The organism is Pseudomonas laurylsulfativorans (assembly GCF_002906155.1).
Lineage (GTDB): Bacteria > Pseudomonadota > Gammaproteobacteria > Pseudomonadales > Pseudomonadaceae > Aquipseudomonas > Aquipseudomonas laurylsulfativorans.
The window spans coordinates 288,358-304,330 of record NZ_MUJK01000006.1; the positions used below are offsets into that span (position 1 = coordinate 288,358).

Sequence of the window (15,973 nt, forward strand, 5' to 3'; positions counted from 1 at the left end):
CGATGGACGTCAACGATAACGCGTGCTGCCTGAATTCCCGCGTTGTCCTGGCGTTTTTCGCGAGCAAGCTCGCTCCCACGGGGATCTTCAGCGGCCAGGAGTCCCGACTAAAAAACGGGGGGGCAATGTGAGCGAGCCTGCTCGCGAAGATGGCGGGACAGTCGACATTGCATTTTCAGCCACACCCCAACATATCGTTTCCACACGACCGCGTGGGAACGCTGCCAGAGAAGCTCCGCGTTACGTTTTTGCGAGATGGCGCGGTGTAGGAAAGCGCCAGAAGTTTCCCACGCAGTTTTCAGGTTGCCCGTCGGAAGCGGGCTCAATAGCCTCTGACTGTCGCTGAAAGCTCAGCGATCGGGTGTGAGAACCCGGCAAGTCATAGTCATCCAGTGCCAGTGTCCGCATAATTGCCGCCAGCTTATCCGCTGTCTGTAAGTGCGTTATGGCGGCTGTGTGCGGGCAGACTTTTGTCTGGCCGGGTGCCTATGACCGGTTTTCTCACCTCGCACATAGCTGCCACCTCTTTGCCGTGTGAGAACGGCATTGGGTGGCACCCACCGCATAGGAATATTTCAGTGGATAAATTAATCCCCGATCCGCCCTTAAATAAAGCCAAACCCTACACCCCCAACACCATGTTCATGATCGTCCCGGACATGGATACCGAATCCCTGCTGGCCCACGCTTGTGAGTCACTGGCTTCGGCCAACGTCATGGCGAGTGATTTTGCCACTTTCCTGACCGGCCCCCAGCGCAACACGGCGTTGGCCATTGCGCAGATCATCATGCTGGCGGAACTGGCGGTGAATCGCGCGTTGGATAACGTCGATCCGCAGGGATAGGTATTCAGTCAGGTTGACCGCGTTATCGTTCTTCGCGAGCCTGCCGAACGCTGAAAATCCTGGGCAATAAAAAACCCGGCTAAAAAGCCGGGTTTTTTTGACTGGCGTCGAGCTTAAGCGGTGAAGGTTTTGCCTTCGAACTGCTCAGCCACGAATTTCCAGTTGACCAGGTTCCAGAACGCTTCGACATACTTTGGACGAACGTTGCGGTAGTCGATGTAGTAAGCGTGTTCCCAGACGTCGCAGGTCAACAGCGGGGTGTCGCCGTTGGTCAGCGGGTTGCCGGCGCCGATGGTGCTGGCCAGGGCCAGGGAACCGTCAGCCTTTTTCACCAGCCAGCCCCAACCGGAGCCGAAGGTGCCGATGGAAGTCTTGCTGAACTCTTCCTTGAACTTGTCGAACGAACCGAAAGCTGCGTTGATGGCTTCAGCCAGCGCGCCGGTTGGTTGACCGCCAGCGTTTGGCGCCAGGCAGTTCCAGTAGAAGGTGTGGTTCCAGACCTGAGCAGCGTTGTTGAAGATACCGCCCGAGGAAGTCTTGACGATTTCTTCCAGGGTCTTGCCTTCGAACTCGGTGCCTGGCACCAGGTTGTTCAGGTTCACGACGTAGGTGTTGTGGTGCTTGTCGTGGTGGTATTCCAGGGTTTCCTTGGAAATGTGCGGCTGCAGGGCATCGTGTGCGTACGGCAGCGGCGGCAATTCGAAAGCCATAATGATTCTCCTAATCAGGTCAGTTGCGGTGAGCGCAAGGCCGATCACGGGCGGCCAGACAAGCGCCGGGGAGTTTGTACTCTTTGCGGCGCAGGGAGTCGGATCATAGCACCGGGGGGGCGGCATAACCACGCAACAACTGTGTGGAATAGAGGTTCCGCGAATCAGATGGCCGTGATCAACTGCAGCGCTACGGCAAACATCATCACCGCCACCAACAGATCGAGAATTCGCCAGGTGCTGGGGCGGGCGAGCCAGGGTGCCAGCCATGCCGCGCCGAGTGCCAGGGTGAAAAACCACAGCAACGAGGCACTGGCCGCGCCCACTACATAAGCGCCGGGCTCGGTTTGTTGTGCGCCCAGGGAGCCGATCAGCAGGACGGTGTCCAGATACACGTGCGGATTGAGCAACGTCACCGCCAGCGCACTGAGCATCACTGCCCGCAGTGAGCGTACGGTCTGGCCCTCGCCCTGCTCAAGGCTCTGCTTCGAAAAGGCCCGGCGCAGTGCCTGGCTGCCGTACCACAACAGGAAAGCTGCGCCACCCCAACGGGCAATCGCCAGCAGTGTCGGGTTTTGTGCCAGTACCGTCGCCAGGCCGAAAACCCCGGCCGCCACCAACAGGGCGTCGCAGGCCACGCAGAGTGCCGCGACCGGCAGGTGATGTTCACGCCGCAGGCTTTGCGCCAGGACAAACGCATTCTGGGTGCCGATCGCCATGATCAGGCCGAAGGCCACCAATAGGCCATTCACATAACTTTGCCACATGATTTTTTACTCCGCGTTGGCTGCCAGATCCCGCAGCACTTGTAGGGCGCGGTCGGCGTCGGCCTGGCCGACAAACAAGTGGTCGTGGTAGTAGCCGGCAATCACGTTGCAGCTGATGCCGGCTTTGCCCAATGCCGTGGCGAACGCGGCGGTCAGGCCAACGGCTTCGAGGGCTGAATGCACGTTCAGGGTGATCCAGGCGGCGATGTAGTCGAAGCTGAATCCGGCTTTTTCGGCGTGGGAGCGTTCGAGAATCACGGTCAGGCCTTCCTGCTCGCGGAAGCTGCCGACAATCTCCAGATCCGCAGGCAACTTGCTGTCGCGCAGGGTGCAGAACACGTATTCGCCGGCGTTGAGTTGCGGGCTCATGCTGCGCAGCAGCGTTGCCAATGAAGTTTCGCCAGCCATGTGGGTGATCCTTGTTCAAGAGTTCTTGCTGGTCATTGTCCTTGCGAAGGCTGTATAAGAAAAACCAATCTTGCTGATCGCTCATTAGGAAAACTGATGTTCGACTATAAATTGCTTTCTGCCCTGGCCGCCGTGGTCGAACAGGCCGGTTTTGAACGGGCGGCCCAGGTGCTGGGCTTGTCGCAATCGGCGATTTCCCAGCGCATCAAGCTGCTGGAAGCACGGGTTGGCCAGCCCGTACTCGTGCGGGCCACGCCGCCAACGCCGACGGAAATAGGCCGGCGACTGCTCAACCATGTGCAGCAGGTGCGCTTGCTTGAGCGGGATTTGCAAAGCCTGGTGCCGGCGCTGGATGAAGAGGGCCTGCCGGAACGCCTGCGGATCGCCCTTAACGCCGATAGCCTGGCCACTTGGTGGGCGCAGGCGGTGGGCGAGTTTTGCGCCGAGCAACATCTGTTGATGGATCTGGTGGTCGAAGACCAGACCGTCGGCCTCAAACGCATGCGCGCCGGTGAAGTGGCGGCCTGTGTCTGTGCCAGCGAGCGCCCGGTGGCCGGCGCGCGCAGCGTGTTGCTAGGAGCCATGCGTTACCGTGCACTGGCCAGCCCGGCCTTTATTGCCCGGCATTTTCCACAAGGTGTACGCGCCGATCAGTTGGCCCGCACCCCGGCGCTAGTGTTCGGCCCGGACGATTTCCTGCAGCATCGCTACCTTGCGTCCCTCGGTGTCGAGGGTGGTTTCGAACACCATTTATGCCCGTCCTCCGAAGGTTTCATTCGGCTGACGGAAGCCGGACTGGGCTGGGGACTGGTTCCGGAGTTGCAGGTACGCGAGCAACTGCAAAGGGGCGTGTTGCAGGAATTACTGCCAGATAAGCCGATCGATGTGCCGCTGTACTGGCATCATTGGCGTAATGGCGGCCAGTTGCTGGGGTTACTCACCGATCAATTGGTACGTGCGTCGAAACAATGGCTGGTGCCCTTGGAGCAGCCTTGAGCGTCAAGCTGCAAGCCGCAAGTGAAGCGCTTGCGGACCGTTTTTAATTTGCAGCGTGCAGTTTTGAAACTCGCGACTGCATTTGTTGGAGCAATTCATGAAGATTCTGGTTACCGGCGCAAGCGGCTTCATTGGCGGGCGCTTTGCGCGTTTTGCCCTGGAGCAGGGCCTGGACGTGCGGGTCAACGGTCGCCGGGCCGAGAGTGTGGAACATTTGGTACGCCGGGGGGCCGAGTTCATCCAGGGGGATTTAAGCGATCCGGAACTGGCGCGCGAACTGTGTTCCGACGTCGAGGCCGTGGTGCATTGCGCCGGTGCTGTCGGTTTATGGGGACGCTATCAGGACTTCCATCAAGGCAACGTCCAGGTCACCGAGAACGTGGTCGAAGCCTGCCTGAAGCAACGGGTTCGGCGGCTGGTGCATTTGTCGTCACCCTCGATCTATTTCGATGGTCGCGATCACCTGGGCCTGACCGAAGAGCAGGTGCCCAAGCGCTTCAAGCACCCTTACGCCGCCACCAAGTATCTGGCCGAGCAAAAAGTCTTTGGTGCCCAGGAGTTCGGCCTCGAAACCCTGGCCCTGCGCCCGCGTTTCGTGACCGGGGCCGGCGACATGAGCATCTTCCCGCGCCTGTTGAACATGCAGCGCAAAGGGCGCCTGGCAATCATCGGCAACGGTCTGAACAAAGTTGATTTCACCAGCGTGCAAAACCTCAACGAGGCGTTGCTCAGCAGTTTGCTGGCCAGCGGTTCCGCGTTGGGGAAGGTTTACAACATCAGCAACGGCACGCCGGTTCCGCTGTGGGACGTGGTCAATTACGTCATGCGCAAAATGGAAGTCCCACAGGTCACCCGCCACCGTTCCTACGGCCTGGCCTACAGTGTGGCGGCGCTCAATGAGGGTGTGTGCAAGTTGTGGCCGGGGCGTCCCGAGCCGACACTGTCGCGCCTTGGCATGCAGGTCATGAACAAAAATTTCACCCTGGACATCAGCCGCGCCCGGCATTATCTGGATTACGATCCCAAGGTCAGCCTCTGGACGGCCCTTGATGAGTTCTGTGGCTGGTGGAAGGCTCAGGATATTCGCTGACGCTCGAACAACCGCCCCTCACTGAACCTGATACGGGACTACAGGGTCAATGGTTGCGGCTGTGGGGTTTATACTGCGCGGCATAACGCCATTATTTGATTCATTAAGGTTGATTCAATGTCCATGCGTAACGATGCCAACGACGACTTCGACGATGTACCGAGCCTGCGTGCAGACGTTCTCGACGACGACTTTCCGCCCACCGTCCGCACGGTCGCGCATCCGCGCACGGCGCCGGTGGTGAAGGTCAAGGCGGCGAGCACCGGCCCCCTGTGGGCGTTGGTCGGGGCGTTGTTCTTTGCGTTCGCGGGCCTGGCCTGGTGGAGCTTTCAGCAGATTTCCCTGATGGAGCAGCAACTGGTGGCGACCCAGGAAAGTTTCGCCCGGATCAGCGAGGAAGCGGCCGGGCGCCTGCAGGATATTTCCGGCAAGGTGGTTGCCAGCCAGACCAGTGTCACCACCGACAGCGAAGCCCTGAAGCTGCAAATCCGTCAGTTGGAAAGCAAACTGCAGGACCAGAGCGCCCAGCAGCAAGGGGTTGCCGGCCAAGCCTCGGAGCTGGACAAGCGACTGGCACAAATGACCGCGCAAACCACCGAAGTGGACAAACGCCTGGTGCAGTTGACGGCTCAGGAAACCGAACATCAGGCTGCCAATACGCAGTTGCAGGCCGAGGTAAAAGCCTTGAGTGCTGAATTGGCTGCACTGAAAAGTGCCCCGTCCGACTCGGAAAAATTCGATGCACAGCTCAAGAGCCTGGGCGCCGATATCACCGCGCTGAAGAAGCAAGGCAACCCGAGCGCTGCCATCGAGCGTCTCGAGCAAGACATGATCGTGGTCAAAAGCGTGCTGGATAACCGTCCGGCCCCCGCACAGGGCTCGACCAACACTGCCGAGTTCGATGCATTCCGCAGCCAGGTCACCCGCAACATCAATACCCTCCAGGCGCAGATCCAGAACCTTCAGCAGCAGCTGCGCGCCAAGCAGTAAGCACTTGTGGCGAGGGGGCTTGCCCCCGTTCGGCTGCACAGCAGTCGCAAAACAGGTAAGCGCGGTGTGCCAGACCATCACCGATCGCAGATTTTAGCGCCGCTTCGCAGCGCAACGGGGGCAAGCCCCCTCGCCACATAAGCTTCGCGCTGCGTTTTCCTGAATATCCATACATCCCCCATAGCCGTCTACGCTCTTGAAACACCATCAGGAACGAGGGATGCGCAATGGGGTTTTTGCATAGGTTCGCCTTGCTGTGCGGCATGTTTTTGTTGTGTCTGGGCCAGGCGCAAGCCGCCGGGACGGAAAAGGACGACAGCAAGGCGGCCATCGCCCTGCTGGAAAAAGCCTTGGCCTACTACCACCAGAATGGCGACAAGGCCTTTGCGGCGTTCAGCCGCCAGGGCGAGTTTGTCGACAAGGACCGTTATGTCTTTGTGCTCGACACCAAGGGCGTGATGCTTGCCAGCGGCGGGCCGTCGTCGGCGCTGATTGGCCGGGACGTGTCTGAAGTGCTTGGGCCGGACCTGCAGAAAACCTTCAAGGACGCCCTGAAAGTGCCGGAAGGCAATGGCATTCAGCAGGCGGAATATCGCTGGCAGAACTGGAACGACGGCAAGGTCGAGCGCAAGCATGTCTACTACCAGCGCATCGGCCAGCGGATTCTGGCGGTCGGCTATTACCTGCCCCGGGCCTCCGCCGAACAGGCCATGGCCCTGCTGAACAAAGCGGCAACCGATCTGGCCAAGGACGAGAAGGGCACCCTGACGGCGATCAATTCCCTCAAGGGCGGCTACTTGCAGGATGACCTGTACGTATTTGTCGTTGACCTGGACACCCAGCGTTACGTGGCCCACGGCACCAACCTGCGGCTGATCAATACCGACTTCAGCAAGATCGTAGACCCGGAAGGCAAACCGGTGGGCGAGCCGATTCTGGCGTTGATGGCCAAACAGGATTATGGCGAGTACGAATATCGCTGGAAAAACCCGGTGACTGGCAAGGTCGAGAACAAGCATGCCTACCTGAAGAAGGTCGGGCATTTCCTGGTGGCGGTGGGGTATTACAGCCCTTGATTTTGAGGTGTTTGAAATGACGTCATCGCTGGCAAGCCAGCTCCTACAGGGTCGGGTAATTCTGTAGGAGCTGGCTTGCCAGTGATGGTCGCACCCCGGTCTATCTATCGAACCTTGTCCTCACGTCCACGCAACAACATGTTCGGCATGGCAATTGCTGCCGCCAACCCCAGCAACGACACCGCCGCGCTGACCGTCAGCAAATGCCGGAACGTCAACAACAGCTCGGCACGCAAAGCGTTTTGCGCGTCACCTGGCGCGGCGTTCAAGCCGTCCAGCAACACATTCCCCGAACTGCCTTCGGCAATCAGCGACGAGCCGGCCAGGTGCGCGAAGCTTGAATCCTGCAACAGCGCCAGCAGCAGCGCCGACATCAATGCCACGCCGACCGCGCCTCCCAGCGAACGAAACAGGTTGGTGGTGCTGGTGGCCACGCCGATATCCCGCTGGTCCACAGAGTTCTGAGTACCGACCAATGAAGTGGGGAACTGCATGCCGGAAGAGATCCCGCAGAGCAGCATGAACAGGCTGCTCATGATGAATGACTGCGGTGGGCTGAACGCCATGCCAATAATCGCAATGGGCATCAGTGCCGCGCCGGTGAGGATCATCGGTTTGTAGCGCCCGGTCACGGAAGTGCGACGACCAGCGAAATACGCACCCATCGGCAGGCCCATGGCCAGCGGCAGCAGGTGCAGGGCGGCGCTGTCGGCACCGGCGCCAGTCACGCTCTGGAAGCGCAATGGCATCAGCACGATCAGCGAGATGGCCTGGAAACTGGTGAAGAAAATCGTGCACCAGCACAGGATCGCATTGCGGTTGGCAAACAGATGCATAGGCAGCAACGGCTCCCGCGCCCGCCGCTCATGGACGACGAACAGCCCCAGAACCAGCACTGCACTAGCCAGCAGCGCCAGCACTTCGGCACTTCGCCACGAATGGCCCTGACCGACCTGGGTGATACCCAGCAACAACGCCGTCAGCCCAATGATCATCAGCACGGTACCGAGATAATCGATGATCGGCTTGCGTTGCGGAATCGGCAGGCCCACCAGCGTGCGATAGGCCACCAGCCAGGCGCCCAGGCCCAGCGGCAGGTTGATCAAAAATACCCAGCGCCAGGACAGGTATTCGGTCATATAGCCGCCAAGCACCGGACCGGCCACGCTGGCCACCGCGTACATGCTGCTGAAATAACCCTGATAACGACCGCGTTCCCGTGGTGGCACGATGTCACCGATGATCGCCTGACTCACCGAAATCATCCCGCCGGCCCCGATGCCCTGGAAGATCCGCGCCAGGACCAGTTGCTCCATGCTCTGGGCCATGCCGCAGAACACCGAGGCCAGTGTGAACAGGCCCATGCCGAACAGCATCAGCTTGCGCCGCCCGTACAGGTCGCCCAGTTTGCCGTAGATCGGCACCGCCACGGTCATGGCCACCATGTAGCCGGAAATCACCCAGGCGAGCAGGCTGACATCCTTGAATTGCGCGGAAATGGCCGGCATTGAAACGGCGACGATCGTCTGGTCCAGTGCCCCGAGAAAGATCGCCAGCATCAGGGCGATCAGCACGCTGCGGATGGCGGGTTTGGGCGTTTCAGGCAGTTGGAGATTGGTCACGGGAAAACCTGCGGGCAGTGATTGACCCGCACGAGGCAAGGCGAGCGGGAATGCTCGCCAGTGTAAGTCGATAGCAGCCTATTCGATAGCCTCATAAGGAAGCCCGACGTAGTTTTCTGCAATGGTCTTGCGACCCGCCTCGGAGTCGATGAAATAGTCCAGTTCCGACTCGGCAATGCGCTGGCTAAAGGCATCGTGATCATCGAAGCGGTGCAGCATCGAAGTCATCCACCAGGAAAACCGCTCGGCCTTCCACACCCGACGCAGGCAGATCTCAGAGTACTTCTCCAGCAGATCAAGGCGATCTTCGCGGTAGACCTTGAGCAGGATGTTGAACAGTGTACTCACATCACTGGCCGCCAGGTTCAGGCCCTTGGCGCCGGTGGGCGGGACGATGTGCGCGGCATCGCCGACCAGGAACATTCGCCCGTATTGCATCGGTTCGACCACGAAGCTGCGCAGTGGCGCGATGCTTTTTTCGATGGACGGGCCAGTGACCAGTTTGTCTGCCAGCTCTTGGGGCAAGCGCGACTTGAGTTCGTCCCAGAAGCGTTGATCCGACCAGTTGTCGACATGATCGCTGGTGGGCACTTGCAGGTAGTAACGGGTGCGTGTCGGCGAGCGCATGCTGCACAGGGCGAAACCGCGCTGATGGCGGGCGTAGACCAGCTCTTCGTGGACCGGCGGGGTATCGGCCAGGATCCCGAGCCAGCCGAACGGATAGATCCGTTCGAAGCCTTTCAGGCTGTCGGCGGGAATCGATTGTCGCGCCACTCCATGGAAGCCGTCGCAACCGGCGATGTAATCGCAATCGAGGCGATACTGTTCGCCGTCTTTCTCAAAAGTGACAAACGCTTCATCGGTTTTCATGCCGTGGGGAACGACGTTCTCGGCTTGATAAATCGTCTGCGCGCCAGCCTCCCGACGAGCGGCCATCAAGTCGCGAGTGACTTCGGTCTGGCCGTAGATCATCACGGATTTTCCACCCGTCAGGGCATGCAGATCGATGTGTACCCGGCGCCCATCGAGGGCCAGTTCGAAGCCGTCATGCACCAGTCCCTCGGCGTCCATGCGCTGACTCACGCCGGCTTTACGCAACAGCTCTACCATGCCTTGTTCAAGCACGCCGGCGCGGATTCGGCCGAGTACGTAATCCGGGGTCTGGCGTTCGAGAATGAGGGTGTCGATACCGGCGTTGTGCAGCAGTTGGCCGAGCAACAGGCCTGAAGGGCCGGCGCCAATGATGGCGACCTGGGTTTTCAGCGTTTTCATTGTTTTTATGACTCGCAAGCTTCACGCGACCAGGGCCGGTGAGTGATTTTTATGGATCGAGTGCTTGCATTTTTCCTTTGCGGGTCTGTCAATTGAAGGTGAAAACTGAGCCGATAGCTGTACATTCTGCCAATCGGTGCGATTATCGCCCGTCATCTACTCCGAAGCCTGGATTGAAGTGATGAACAAGCCTGACCTGCCTTCGATTCCAGTGTTCAAGCTCTACGGTGAAAGCCTGGATTGGCCGACCCCGGACTTGCTGCACTGTGAAACCATTTCCAAACGCAGCCGCGAACATCATTGGGAAATCAAACCCCACCGCCACGCTGATTTGTGCCAGTTGCTCTTCGTATTCAAAGGTCAGGCAGAGCTTGAAATCGAAGGCAAGCGTACGCAACTGGTGGAACCGGCCATCCAGATCCTGCCACCGCTGTCGGTGCATGGCTTTCGCTTTTCCGAAGACGTGGAAGGCTTTGTCGTGACCCTGGCCGCGCCGTTGATCGCCCACCTGCAGATGCAACTGGGGCACTCGGTCAATGCCCTGGCCCAGTCCGAAAGCTACCCGGCAGGCAAGGATGCCGAGTACCTCAACAGCCTGTTCAGTGCGTTGCAGAACGAATACACCAGCCATCAACCGGCGCGGGAAATGCTCATGCACTCGCTGGTCAGTGTGATCGTGGTGTGGGTCAGTCGCCAGGTGATCCAGCGTCGCACCGCCATGGCGCGACCACAGCGGGCCAGGGAATACCTCAACGGTTTTATTCAACTGGTGGAAGAGACCTATCGCCAGCACGTCAAGGTCGAGGATCTGGCGCACCGGCTGGGGATTTCCGTGTCCCACCTCAACGGCACCTGTCGTGAGCTGGCGGGGCAACCGGCGTTGCAGATCATGCATGAACGGCAATTGCTGGAGGCCAAGCGTTTGCTGACCTACACCAGCATGACCATTTATGAAATGTCCGACGTGTTGGGGTTTTCCGATCCGACTAACTTCACGCGCCTTTTCCGGCGTCGTGTGGGGATTTCGCCAAAGGCGTTCCGCGACCGCTTGAAGGCCGATCAGGACAACGAAGCCTGACCCCCTTCGTTACCGGAGGGCGTTGAGGGTCGCGTTGTGGGGAATGCAGCGCTCGAAGTTGCAGCTCGCGTATTCACGGGGCAGGTTGCGCAGTTGCTCGACGCGCCAGGCGGCAGCGCCATATAGCCCGAGCGTGACCGCACAGGTGATGAAAATCGCGAGGTATCTTCTTGTTCTGATGTTCATGGCGTTGACCTCTGAACGAATACCTTTCGGTATTACTTTGAGCATAGGTCAGTGCCAGTGAGTTGCCAGCCATAGCGCGCCATTCAGAACGTTGATGCCCTTGTAGGAGCTGGCTTGCCAGCGATGGGGGCATTGGATGTTGCGTAGGTCTTCAGGACGCCATCGCTGGCAAGCCAGCTCCTACAAGGTCGGTGTTTACAGGCCTGCGTCCCACGTTGGTTCTTCGGGAAACCTAAGCACCAGAAAATCCAGCAAGCTGCGCAATGCCGCTGGCATGTGCTTGCGCGAGGCATACACCGCATACACGTTCATTTGCCGGGGTTCGGCCGCCGGCAACAGGCGGATCAACTCGCCGCTGTGAATGTGCACACCGGCCTGATACGTGGGCAGCATCGCCACCCCGGCGCCGGCGATCGTGGCGCGCAACAGCGTGCTGGCCTCGTTGGCGCTGATGTTGCCCTGCACCGGTACTGAAACCTGCTCGCCGTCCTGCTCGAAATGCCAGAGGCTTTTGCCGAAGTAGGAGTGGGTCAGGCAATTGTGCAGGCTCAGGTCCTCGACCCGTTGCGGCACCGGATACTCGCGCAAGTAAGCAGGGGAAGCGCAGATCACCGAGCGGCAAACCGTCAGGCGACGGGCGATCAGGTTCGGGTCCAGGTCGTTGCTGGTGCGGATCGCCAGGTCGATGCGCTCATCCACCAGGTTCACGGTGCGGTCGAGCATCTGCATGTCAATGCTGACGCCGGGGTAGCGCTTGACGTACGCGGCCATGGCATCGGCCAGTTGCGCCTGGCCGAAGGAGGTGCTGACACTGATCCGTAACAGTCCGCGCGGTGCGTCATCCGGCTCACTGACAGCGGCTTGCATGTCGGTGGACAAGTCGAGCATTTGCCGGCAGCGCGGAAGGATTTCGTTGCCCGCGGCGGTCAGGCTCAACTTGCGTGTGGTGCGGTGCATCAGGCGCGCGCCGACCCAGTTTTCCAGTTCCGCCAGATAGCGCGACACCACCGGCCGTGACAGCTCCAGGTGATCGGCGGCGGCCGACTGGCTGCCGAGGTCGACCACCGTGACGAACACCCGCATTGCTTGAAGACGATCCATGATTTGCCCGCTTTCAGAAACAAACTATGTTCAAGCATCGCATTTTTTGTACCGAGTCAGGCAACTAAGCTCTGTTCCACCGTAGGAGCGAGCTTGCTCGCGATGGCCGTTAACGATGACGCGTGCTTCCAGGATGGCCGCGGCGCTTTTGCGTTCATCGCTGGCAAGCCAGCTCCTACAAAGTCATCGGCCAGGAATGGTCAACGAATAACGGAGCTATACATGATCGGTTTCACCACTCTCAAGCGGGTTTTACTGGCAAGCGCTACCCTGGGTTTCGTCGCCCATGCAGCCGCCTCGACCTTGACGCTGGACGTCTACAACCCCGGCGAAAAGGCCATCTTCCCAGTGACCTCGGTGCTGGTCAGTGGCGAAAAAGAAGCGATCCTGGTGGATGCGCAATTCGGCAAATCCCAGGCCGAACAGGTGGTGGAAAAGATCCGCGCCAGCGGCAAGCAGCTGACCACCATCTACATCAGCCACGGTGACCCGGACTACTACTTCGGCCTCGATACCCTGACGACCGCGTTCCCTCAGGCCAAGGTCCTCGCTTCGCAGCCGACCGTTGACCACATCAAGCAAACCGTCGACGGCAAACTGGCCTTCTGGGGGCCGAAAATGGGTGCCGATGTGCCGGCAAAAACCATCGTGCCGGGCGTGCTCAAGGGCGACAGCCTGATCCTTGAAGGGCAGAAGTTGCAGGTGCTTGGTCTTGAGGGCCCACAGCCGGATCGCAGCTTTGTGTGGATTCCGTCGATCAAGGCGGTAGTCGGTGGTGTCGTGGTGGCGCAGAATATTCACCTGTGGATGGCTGATACACAAACTGCGCAGTCCCATGCCGATTGGCTGACTACGCTGCATTCCATTGAAACCCTGAAACCGCAGACCGTGGTGCCGGGTCATTACCTCGGCGAGAGCGATCGCTCACTCACGGCCGTGCAGTTCACCGCCGCTTACATCAAGGCCTTCGATGAAGAATCCGCCAAAGCCAGGGATTCTGCCGCACTGATCGCCGCGATGAAAAAGCGCTTCCCGACCCTGGGTGATGAAAGTTCCCTGGAGCTGAGTGCCAAGGTCGCCAAGGGTGAGATGAAGTGGTGAATCTTTAATTGTTCCCACGCAGGTGGGGATAGACCCGCGCAAACACCTCGAATGTTCGGGGTGTTTGCGCAGAATCATAAAGTTAATCAGTAGTTCGAAGCACAGATCATTCTCCCAGCCGACAATGAGATGTGCTTCGTTTTTTATTGTGGAGCGTTTTTTGAGGGCCTTGCGAATTACATGATTCGCATAAATGATAAAAACTTCGGCGTGTATTGGTGGGGTATATAAGTGTCGCTGATGTGATTAGCTTTGAGGTTGTTCTTGTGGGCGTTTTTAATCGGTGGCGATAAGTCCTACGTGGCCTGGCGCAGACGGATGATAGTAGGTCGGTAGTTGGATGCGTATTATTTCCTGGTCGTGAACGCCATCGTTGCTTTTTGATGCGTGTGAACATTAATTCAATCGTTATCTTATTGTTAGAGGGCCTGGAAAAAATATGGAGATTGATCTGGAGGCGGCTGCCAAGGAGTTGGAGGCCAGGGGGGAGCAAGTTTTTTCAAAGTTGGAAGGTCTTAGTAGCATAGTTGATGCCGCCAGATTTGTACCTGTGCAGTACTTTGAAAAAAAGGTGGAGAATATTGATGATGAAACATTTATCGTCAAAAAAAATCATGTGGTAATGATTAAGCGGTATGTTCGTGCCGGGCTTTCGCTGCCAGTGAATATTAGCGAGATTGAAACGTATCTTGGGTACAAAAATGTGGGCCACCGGCTGCTTGAGCCGACAAGCATGCAGCAGTTTTACCAGGAAATTCATTCGCATGCTTTATCTTGGTCAACGTTGGAGCGAGAGACTAAGAATGTCGGAAACAGGCTGGACTTGTTTGCCAGTAATTTTTTTGAAACCGGTTCGGCGATCATCAATCTTTTGAAGGAGACCGAAACCTACAAACGCGTAGAAGGCAACATAGACTCACTGAGCGATGATGAAAAAACACAACTAGCGTCCATTCCACTGAGTAGTACCGATACAAAACGTGTTGAAAGCCTTCGCAAGGCGCTTAAGTTCGCAAAAAAAGATGTTGCGGAGTTTTACCTCGCGGTTGCTGATGTCAATGCTTTGGCTGTTGAGTTTTCTCGTAAGATATCGGATGAGTTATTGATCAAGCTTGCACTCAAAATGAATGCTGTCGATGAGGAAAGCATCGACAAGCATGAGGGCATTGACGAGCTTCGCAAGCAGATAAAAGAGCTTGATGAGACGATTGCTGAAAAGCAAACAGAGTACGACTATCAGGTAGGGTATGCCTTTACGGGTTTGGTATTCGGTCCACTGGGTCTGATAGTGACAGGCGGTATATTCGGCGCCGATGCTGAAAAAACCAGAGCGCAGAAAAATGAGTTGCTAGAGCAAAAGAATCGATTGGTTGTTCAGATGTCGGCTGCTCGACTCTCTCAAAATTTAATAACGCTGACGACAAATTTTTCCGAGATGCGCGCATTAATGAAGGATGCTGAAAATGGTATCAAGTGCATCGAGGATGTACTTGGTATTGTCTGGAATAGTCTGGGTGTGTCTTTGGATGGGTTTGAAGACGGAGCGAGTGACCTGGATTTGATTTTGTTGGTGCTGAACCTTCAAGCGATTTTTAATCCGTGGAAAACCATTCAAGGGCATGCTCATGCGCTGTCCACGGTTTTTAATCAGGTCGTTGAGGGTGAGTAAATATTTTGGTTCAAGGAGGAACCCTGCTATGAAAGACCATGAAGTTATTACAAGTAATCATTATGTGGTGCCCGATACAGGTGCGATGAGACGTGCCAAGGACCGATTGAATATGAGTGTGAATGATGGGGGATTTGATTTTTTGCCCTCGTCACGAGAGAAGTTATTGAGTGTCGGTAGTGACCTGAATGACGCACATCAAAAGTTATTTGATGATGTCAAGAAAATTGCTGCGTTGTTGGCCAACTCTGGCTTGGAAGCAACGCTGACGAGCATTGAGGAAATGCATAGCAATATTGCCTTGTCTGCCTTGCAGAAAAATGAGCACGTAAGTCGGCTGCTTGAGCATGGAGCTGCACGAGTTGCTGAATCTCAGATTGCATTAGTGGTTGCCAATAATTATCTGGCGCGGGTAACCGAAGATCTTGTTACGATCAGTTTCACCGAGTCAACCGTTAGCTTGCGTCGTACCTTTGATAGTGAAGTGAGCGCTATTGAACAGCGGATTGGGACTGACGAGGCCGACCTCGAAGTATTAAAGAAGGATAAGCAATTTATCGACGACGCTATCCAGAGATTCAAGGCCCCGGGCTGGCGGGATATTGTCAATAGTCTGCTGCCGAGTGCAGAGGAAATCGAGGCCGCTATAAAGTTGGTTGCCACCCGGAAACCGGATAAGGAATTCCTGCAAATAGTATTGAACAAGCTTCAAGGCAACTTTGAATCGCTCGACCGGGGGCGTCAATTCACCGATCTCGCCCAAGCCCGGGACGCAGTGCGCAATAGAATGAGCGAGCTGAACACGAGCATCAAGTCGGATAAATCGCAAGTTCGCGAGTTGCAGCGCAAGCTCGGCGCGCTGGATGAACTGGGCGAACTGGACTCGGTACTTTTCAGTTGGTCGGAGCAAGTCGCAAAGGTCGCTGAGGCATACACGCATTTTCTCCGGGTAAACAACCCCAGATCGATAGCGGATGTGCCGGCGTTGAAGGGCACTGCCGAGCGTTATGAAGTATTTTTGAGTTATTTGAAGTCCATCAAAAAAAGCTGAATCGTGATATC

General features: G+C 57.3%; 16 protein-coding genes. 9 read left to right on the forward strand and 7 right to left on the reverse strand.

Annotation, left to right across the window (positions count from 1 at the left end; translation table 11 throughout):
• Window positions 1-578 precede the first annotated feature (578 nt).
• The gene (locus tag B0D71_RS20465) at window positions 579-845 is read left to right on the forward strand and encodes a DUF6124 family protein (RefSeq protein WP_103396358.1); all 267 of its coding nucleotides are present in this window, start codon (window positions 579-581) and stop codon (window positions 843-845) included.
• A 113-nt stretch (window positions 846-958) separates the two neighbouring features.
• Here B0D71_RS20465 and B0D71_RS20470 read toward each other — a convergent pair whose 3' ends face one another.
• The 3 genes from B0D71_RS20470 to B0D71_RS20480 form a co-directional block, all read right to left on the reverse strand.
• The gene (locus B0D71_RS20470; protein ID WP_103396359.1) at window positions 959-1,555 is read right to left on the reverse strand and encodes a superoxide dismutase; all 597 of its coding nucleotides are present in this window, start codon (window positions 1,553-1,555) and stop codon (window positions 959-961) included.
• A 164-nt stretch (window positions 1,556-1,719) separates the two neighbouring features.
• Complete coding sequence (locus tag B0D71_RS20475; RefSeq protein ID WP_103396360.1) at window positions 1,720-2,322, reverse strand: LysE/ArgO family amino acid transporter; 603 nt, start codon at window positions 2,320-2,322, stop codon at window positions 1,720-1,722.
• 6 nt (window positions 2,323-2,328) lie between these two features.
• On the reverse strand, window positions 2,329-2,730 hold the full coding sequence (locus B0D71_RS20480; protein WP_103396361.1) for an ACT domain-containing protein: 402 nt from the start codon (window positions 2,728-2,730) through the stop codon (window positions 2,329-2,331).
• A gap of 96 nt (window positions 2,731-2,826) precedes the next feature.
• On the opposite strand from B0D71_RS20480, the gene B0D71_RS20485 reads away from it, so the two are divergent.
• The 4 genes from B0D71_RS20485 to B0D71_RS20505 all read left to right on the forward strand — a co-directional run bounded on the left by B0D71_RS20485 (window position 2,827) and on the right by B0D71_RS20505 (window position 6,882).
• Complete coding sequence (locus B0D71_RS20485) at window positions 2,827-3,726, forward strand: LysR family transcriptional regulator ArgP (protein WP_103396362.1); 900 nt, start codon at window positions 2,827-2,829, stop codon at window positions 3,724-3,726.
• A gap of 97 nt (window positions 3,727-3,823) precedes the next feature.
• The gene (locus tag B0D71_RS20490; RefSeq protein WP_103396363.1) at window positions 3,824-4,816 is read left to right on the forward strand and encodes an NAD-dependent epimerase/dehydratase family protein; all 993 of its coding nucleotides are present in this window, start codon (window positions 3,824-3,826) and stop codon (window positions 4,814-4,816) included.
• Window positions 4,817-4,933: 117 nt separating this feature from the next.
• Window positions 4,934-5,806 carry an ATPase gene (locus B0D71_RS20495; protein ID WP_103396364.1) on the forward strand — a complete coding sequence of 291 codons (873 nt, stop codon included), beginning with the start codon at window positions 4,934-4,936 and terminating at the stop codon, window positions 5,804-5,806.
• Window positions 5,807-6,033: 227 nt separating this feature from the next.
• Window positions 6,034-6,882 carry a cache domain-containing protein gene (locus tag B0D71_RS20505; RefSeq protein WP_103396365.1) on the forward strand — a complete coding sequence of 283 codons (849 nt, stop codon included), beginning with the start codon at window positions 6,034-6,036 and terminating at the stop codon, window positions 6,880-6,882.
• Window positions 6,883-6,986: 104 nt separating this feature from the next.
• Here B0D71_RS20505 and B0D71_RS20510 read toward each other — a convergent pair whose 3' ends face one another.
• Both B0D71_RS20510 and pobA read right to left on the reverse strand, forming a co-directional pair.
• Window positions 6,987-8,504: an MDR family MFS transporter gene (locus B0D71_RS20510; RefSeq protein ID WP_103396366.1), complete on the reverse strand. Its 1,518-nt coding sequence runs from the start codon at window positions 8,502-8,504 to the stop codon at window positions 6,987-6,989.
• 78 nt (window positions 8,505-8,582) lie between these two features.
• Window positions 8,583-9,776: a 4-hydroxybenzoate 3-monooxygenase gene (gene pobA, locus B0D71_RS20515; protein WP_103396367.1), complete on the reverse strand. Its 1,194-nt coding sequence runs from the start codon at window positions 9,774-9,776 to the stop codon at window positions 8,583-8,585.
• 181 nt (window positions 9,777-9,957) lie between these two features.
• Here pobA and B0D71_RS20520 point away from each other — a divergent pair, with 181 nt between their 5' ends.
• Window positions 9,958-10,854, forward strand: coding sequence for a helix-turn-helix domain-containing protein (locus tag B0D71_RS20520; protein ID WP_103396368.1), 897 nt, complete (start codon window positions 9,958-9,960; stop codon window positions 10,852-10,854).
• Between the two features lie 9 nt (window positions 10,855-10,863).
• On the opposite strand, the gene B0D71_RS31500 is transcribed toward B0D71_RS20520, so the two are convergent.
• Together B0D71_RS31500 and B0D71_RS20530 are read right to left on the reverse strand one after the other, a co-directional pair.
• A complete protein-coding gene (locus B0D71_RS31500; RefSeq protein WP_007986083.1) occupies window positions 10,864-11,040 on the reverse strand; it encodes a hypothetical protein in 177 nt (58 codons plus the stop codon).
• A 195-nt stretch (window positions 11,041-11,235) separates the two neighbouring features.
• Window positions 11,236-12,141: a LysR family transcriptional regulator gene (locus tag B0D71_RS20530; RefSeq protein WP_205886008.1), complete on the reverse strand. Its 906-nt coding sequence runs from the start codon at window positions 12,139-12,141 to the stop codon at window positions 11,236-11,238.
• Between the two features lie 222 nt (window positions 12,142-12,363).
• Between B0D71_RS20530 and B0D71_RS20535 the strand changes: the two genes are divergently transcribed.
• The 3 genes from B0D71_RS20535 (at window position 12,364) to B0D71_RS20545 (ending at window position 15,962) form a co-directional block, all read left to right on the forward strand.
• Window positions 12,364-13,242: an MBL fold metallo-hydrolase gene (locus B0D71_RS20535; RefSeq protein ID WP_103396370.1), complete on the forward strand. Its 879-nt coding sequence runs from the start codon at window positions 12,364-12,366 to the stop codon at window positions 13,240-13,242.
• 439 nt (window positions 13,243-13,681) lie between these two features.
• Window positions 13,682-14,911 (forward strand): alpha-xenorhabdolysin family binary toxin subunit A, encoded by a 1,230-nt coding sequence (locus tag B0D71_RS20540; protein WP_103396371.1) that lies wholly within the window; start codon window positions 13,682-13,684, stop codon window positions 14,909-14,911.
• Window positions 14,912-14,939: 28 nt separating this feature from the next.
• Window positions 14,940-15,962: an alpha-xenorhabdolysin family binary toxin subunit B gene (locus B0D71_RS20545; protein ID WP_103396372.1), complete on the forward strand. Its 1,023-nt coding sequence runs from the start codon at window positions 14,940-14,942 to the stop codon at window positions 15,960-15,962.
• The last annotated feature ends 11 nt before the right edge of the window (window positions 15,963-15,973 follow it).

Excerpts from the sequence above, each read along its gene's own strand:
- B0D71_RS20470 (WP_103396359.1), bottom strand. The coding sequence starts at position 1,555 with ATGGCTTTCGAATTGCCGCCGCTGCCGTACGCACACGATGCCCTGCAG.
- B0D71_RS20475 (WP_103396360.1), bottom strand. The coding sequence starts at position 2,322 with ATGTGGCAAAGTTATGTGAATGGCCTATTGGTGGCCTTCGGCCTGATC.
- B0D71_RS20480 (WP_103396361.1), bottom strand. The coding sequence starts at position 2,730 with ATGGCTGGCGAAACTTCATTGGCAACGCTGCTGCGCAGCATGAGCCCG.
- B0D71_RS20485 (WP_103396362.1), top strand. The coding sequence starts at position 2,827 with ATGTTCGACTATAAATTGCTTTCTGCCCTGGCCGCCGTGGTCGAACAG.
- B0D71_RS20490 (WP_103396363.1), top strand. The coding sequence starts at position 3,824 with ATGAAGATTCTGGTTACCGGCGCAAGCGGCTTCATTGGCGGGCGCTTT.
- B0D71_RS20495 (WP_103396364.1), top strand. The coding sequence starts at position 4,934 with ATGTCCATGCGTAACGATGCCAACGACGACTTCGACGATGTACCGAGC.
- B0D71_RS20505 (WP_103396365.1), top strand. The coding sequence starts at position 6,034 with ATGGGGTTTTTGCATAGGTTCGCCTTGCTGTGCGGCATGTTTTTGTTG.
- pobA (WP_103396367.1), bottom strand. The coding sequence starts at position 9,776 with ATGAAAACGCTGAAAACCCAGGTCGCCATCATTGGCGCCGGCCCTTCA.
- B0D71_RS20520 (WP_103396368.1), top strand. The coding sequence starts at position 9,958 with ATGAACAAGCCTGACCTGCCTTCGATTCCAGTGTTCAAGCTCTACGGT.
- B0D71_RS31500 (WP_007986083.1), bottom strand. The coding sequence starts at position 11,040 with ATGAACATCAGAACAAGAAGATACCTCGCGATTTTCATCACCTGTGCG.
- B0D71_RS20530 (WP_205886008.1), bottom strand. The coding sequence starts at position 12,141 with ATGGATCGTCTTCAAGCAATGCGGGTGTTCGTCACGGTGGTCGACCTC.
- B0D71_RS20535 (WP_103396370.1), top strand. The coding sequence starts at position 12,364 with ATGATCGGTTTCACCACTCTCAAGCGGGTTTTACTGGCAAGCGCTACC.
- B0D71_RS20540 (WP_103396371.1), top strand. The coding sequence starts at position 13,682 with ATGGAGATTGATCTGGAGGCGGCTGCCAAGGAGTTGGAGGCCAGGGGG.
- B0D71_RS20545 (WP_103396372.1), top strand. The coding sequence starts at position 14,940 with ATGAAAGACCATGAAGTTATTACAAGTAATCATTATGTGGTGCCCGAT.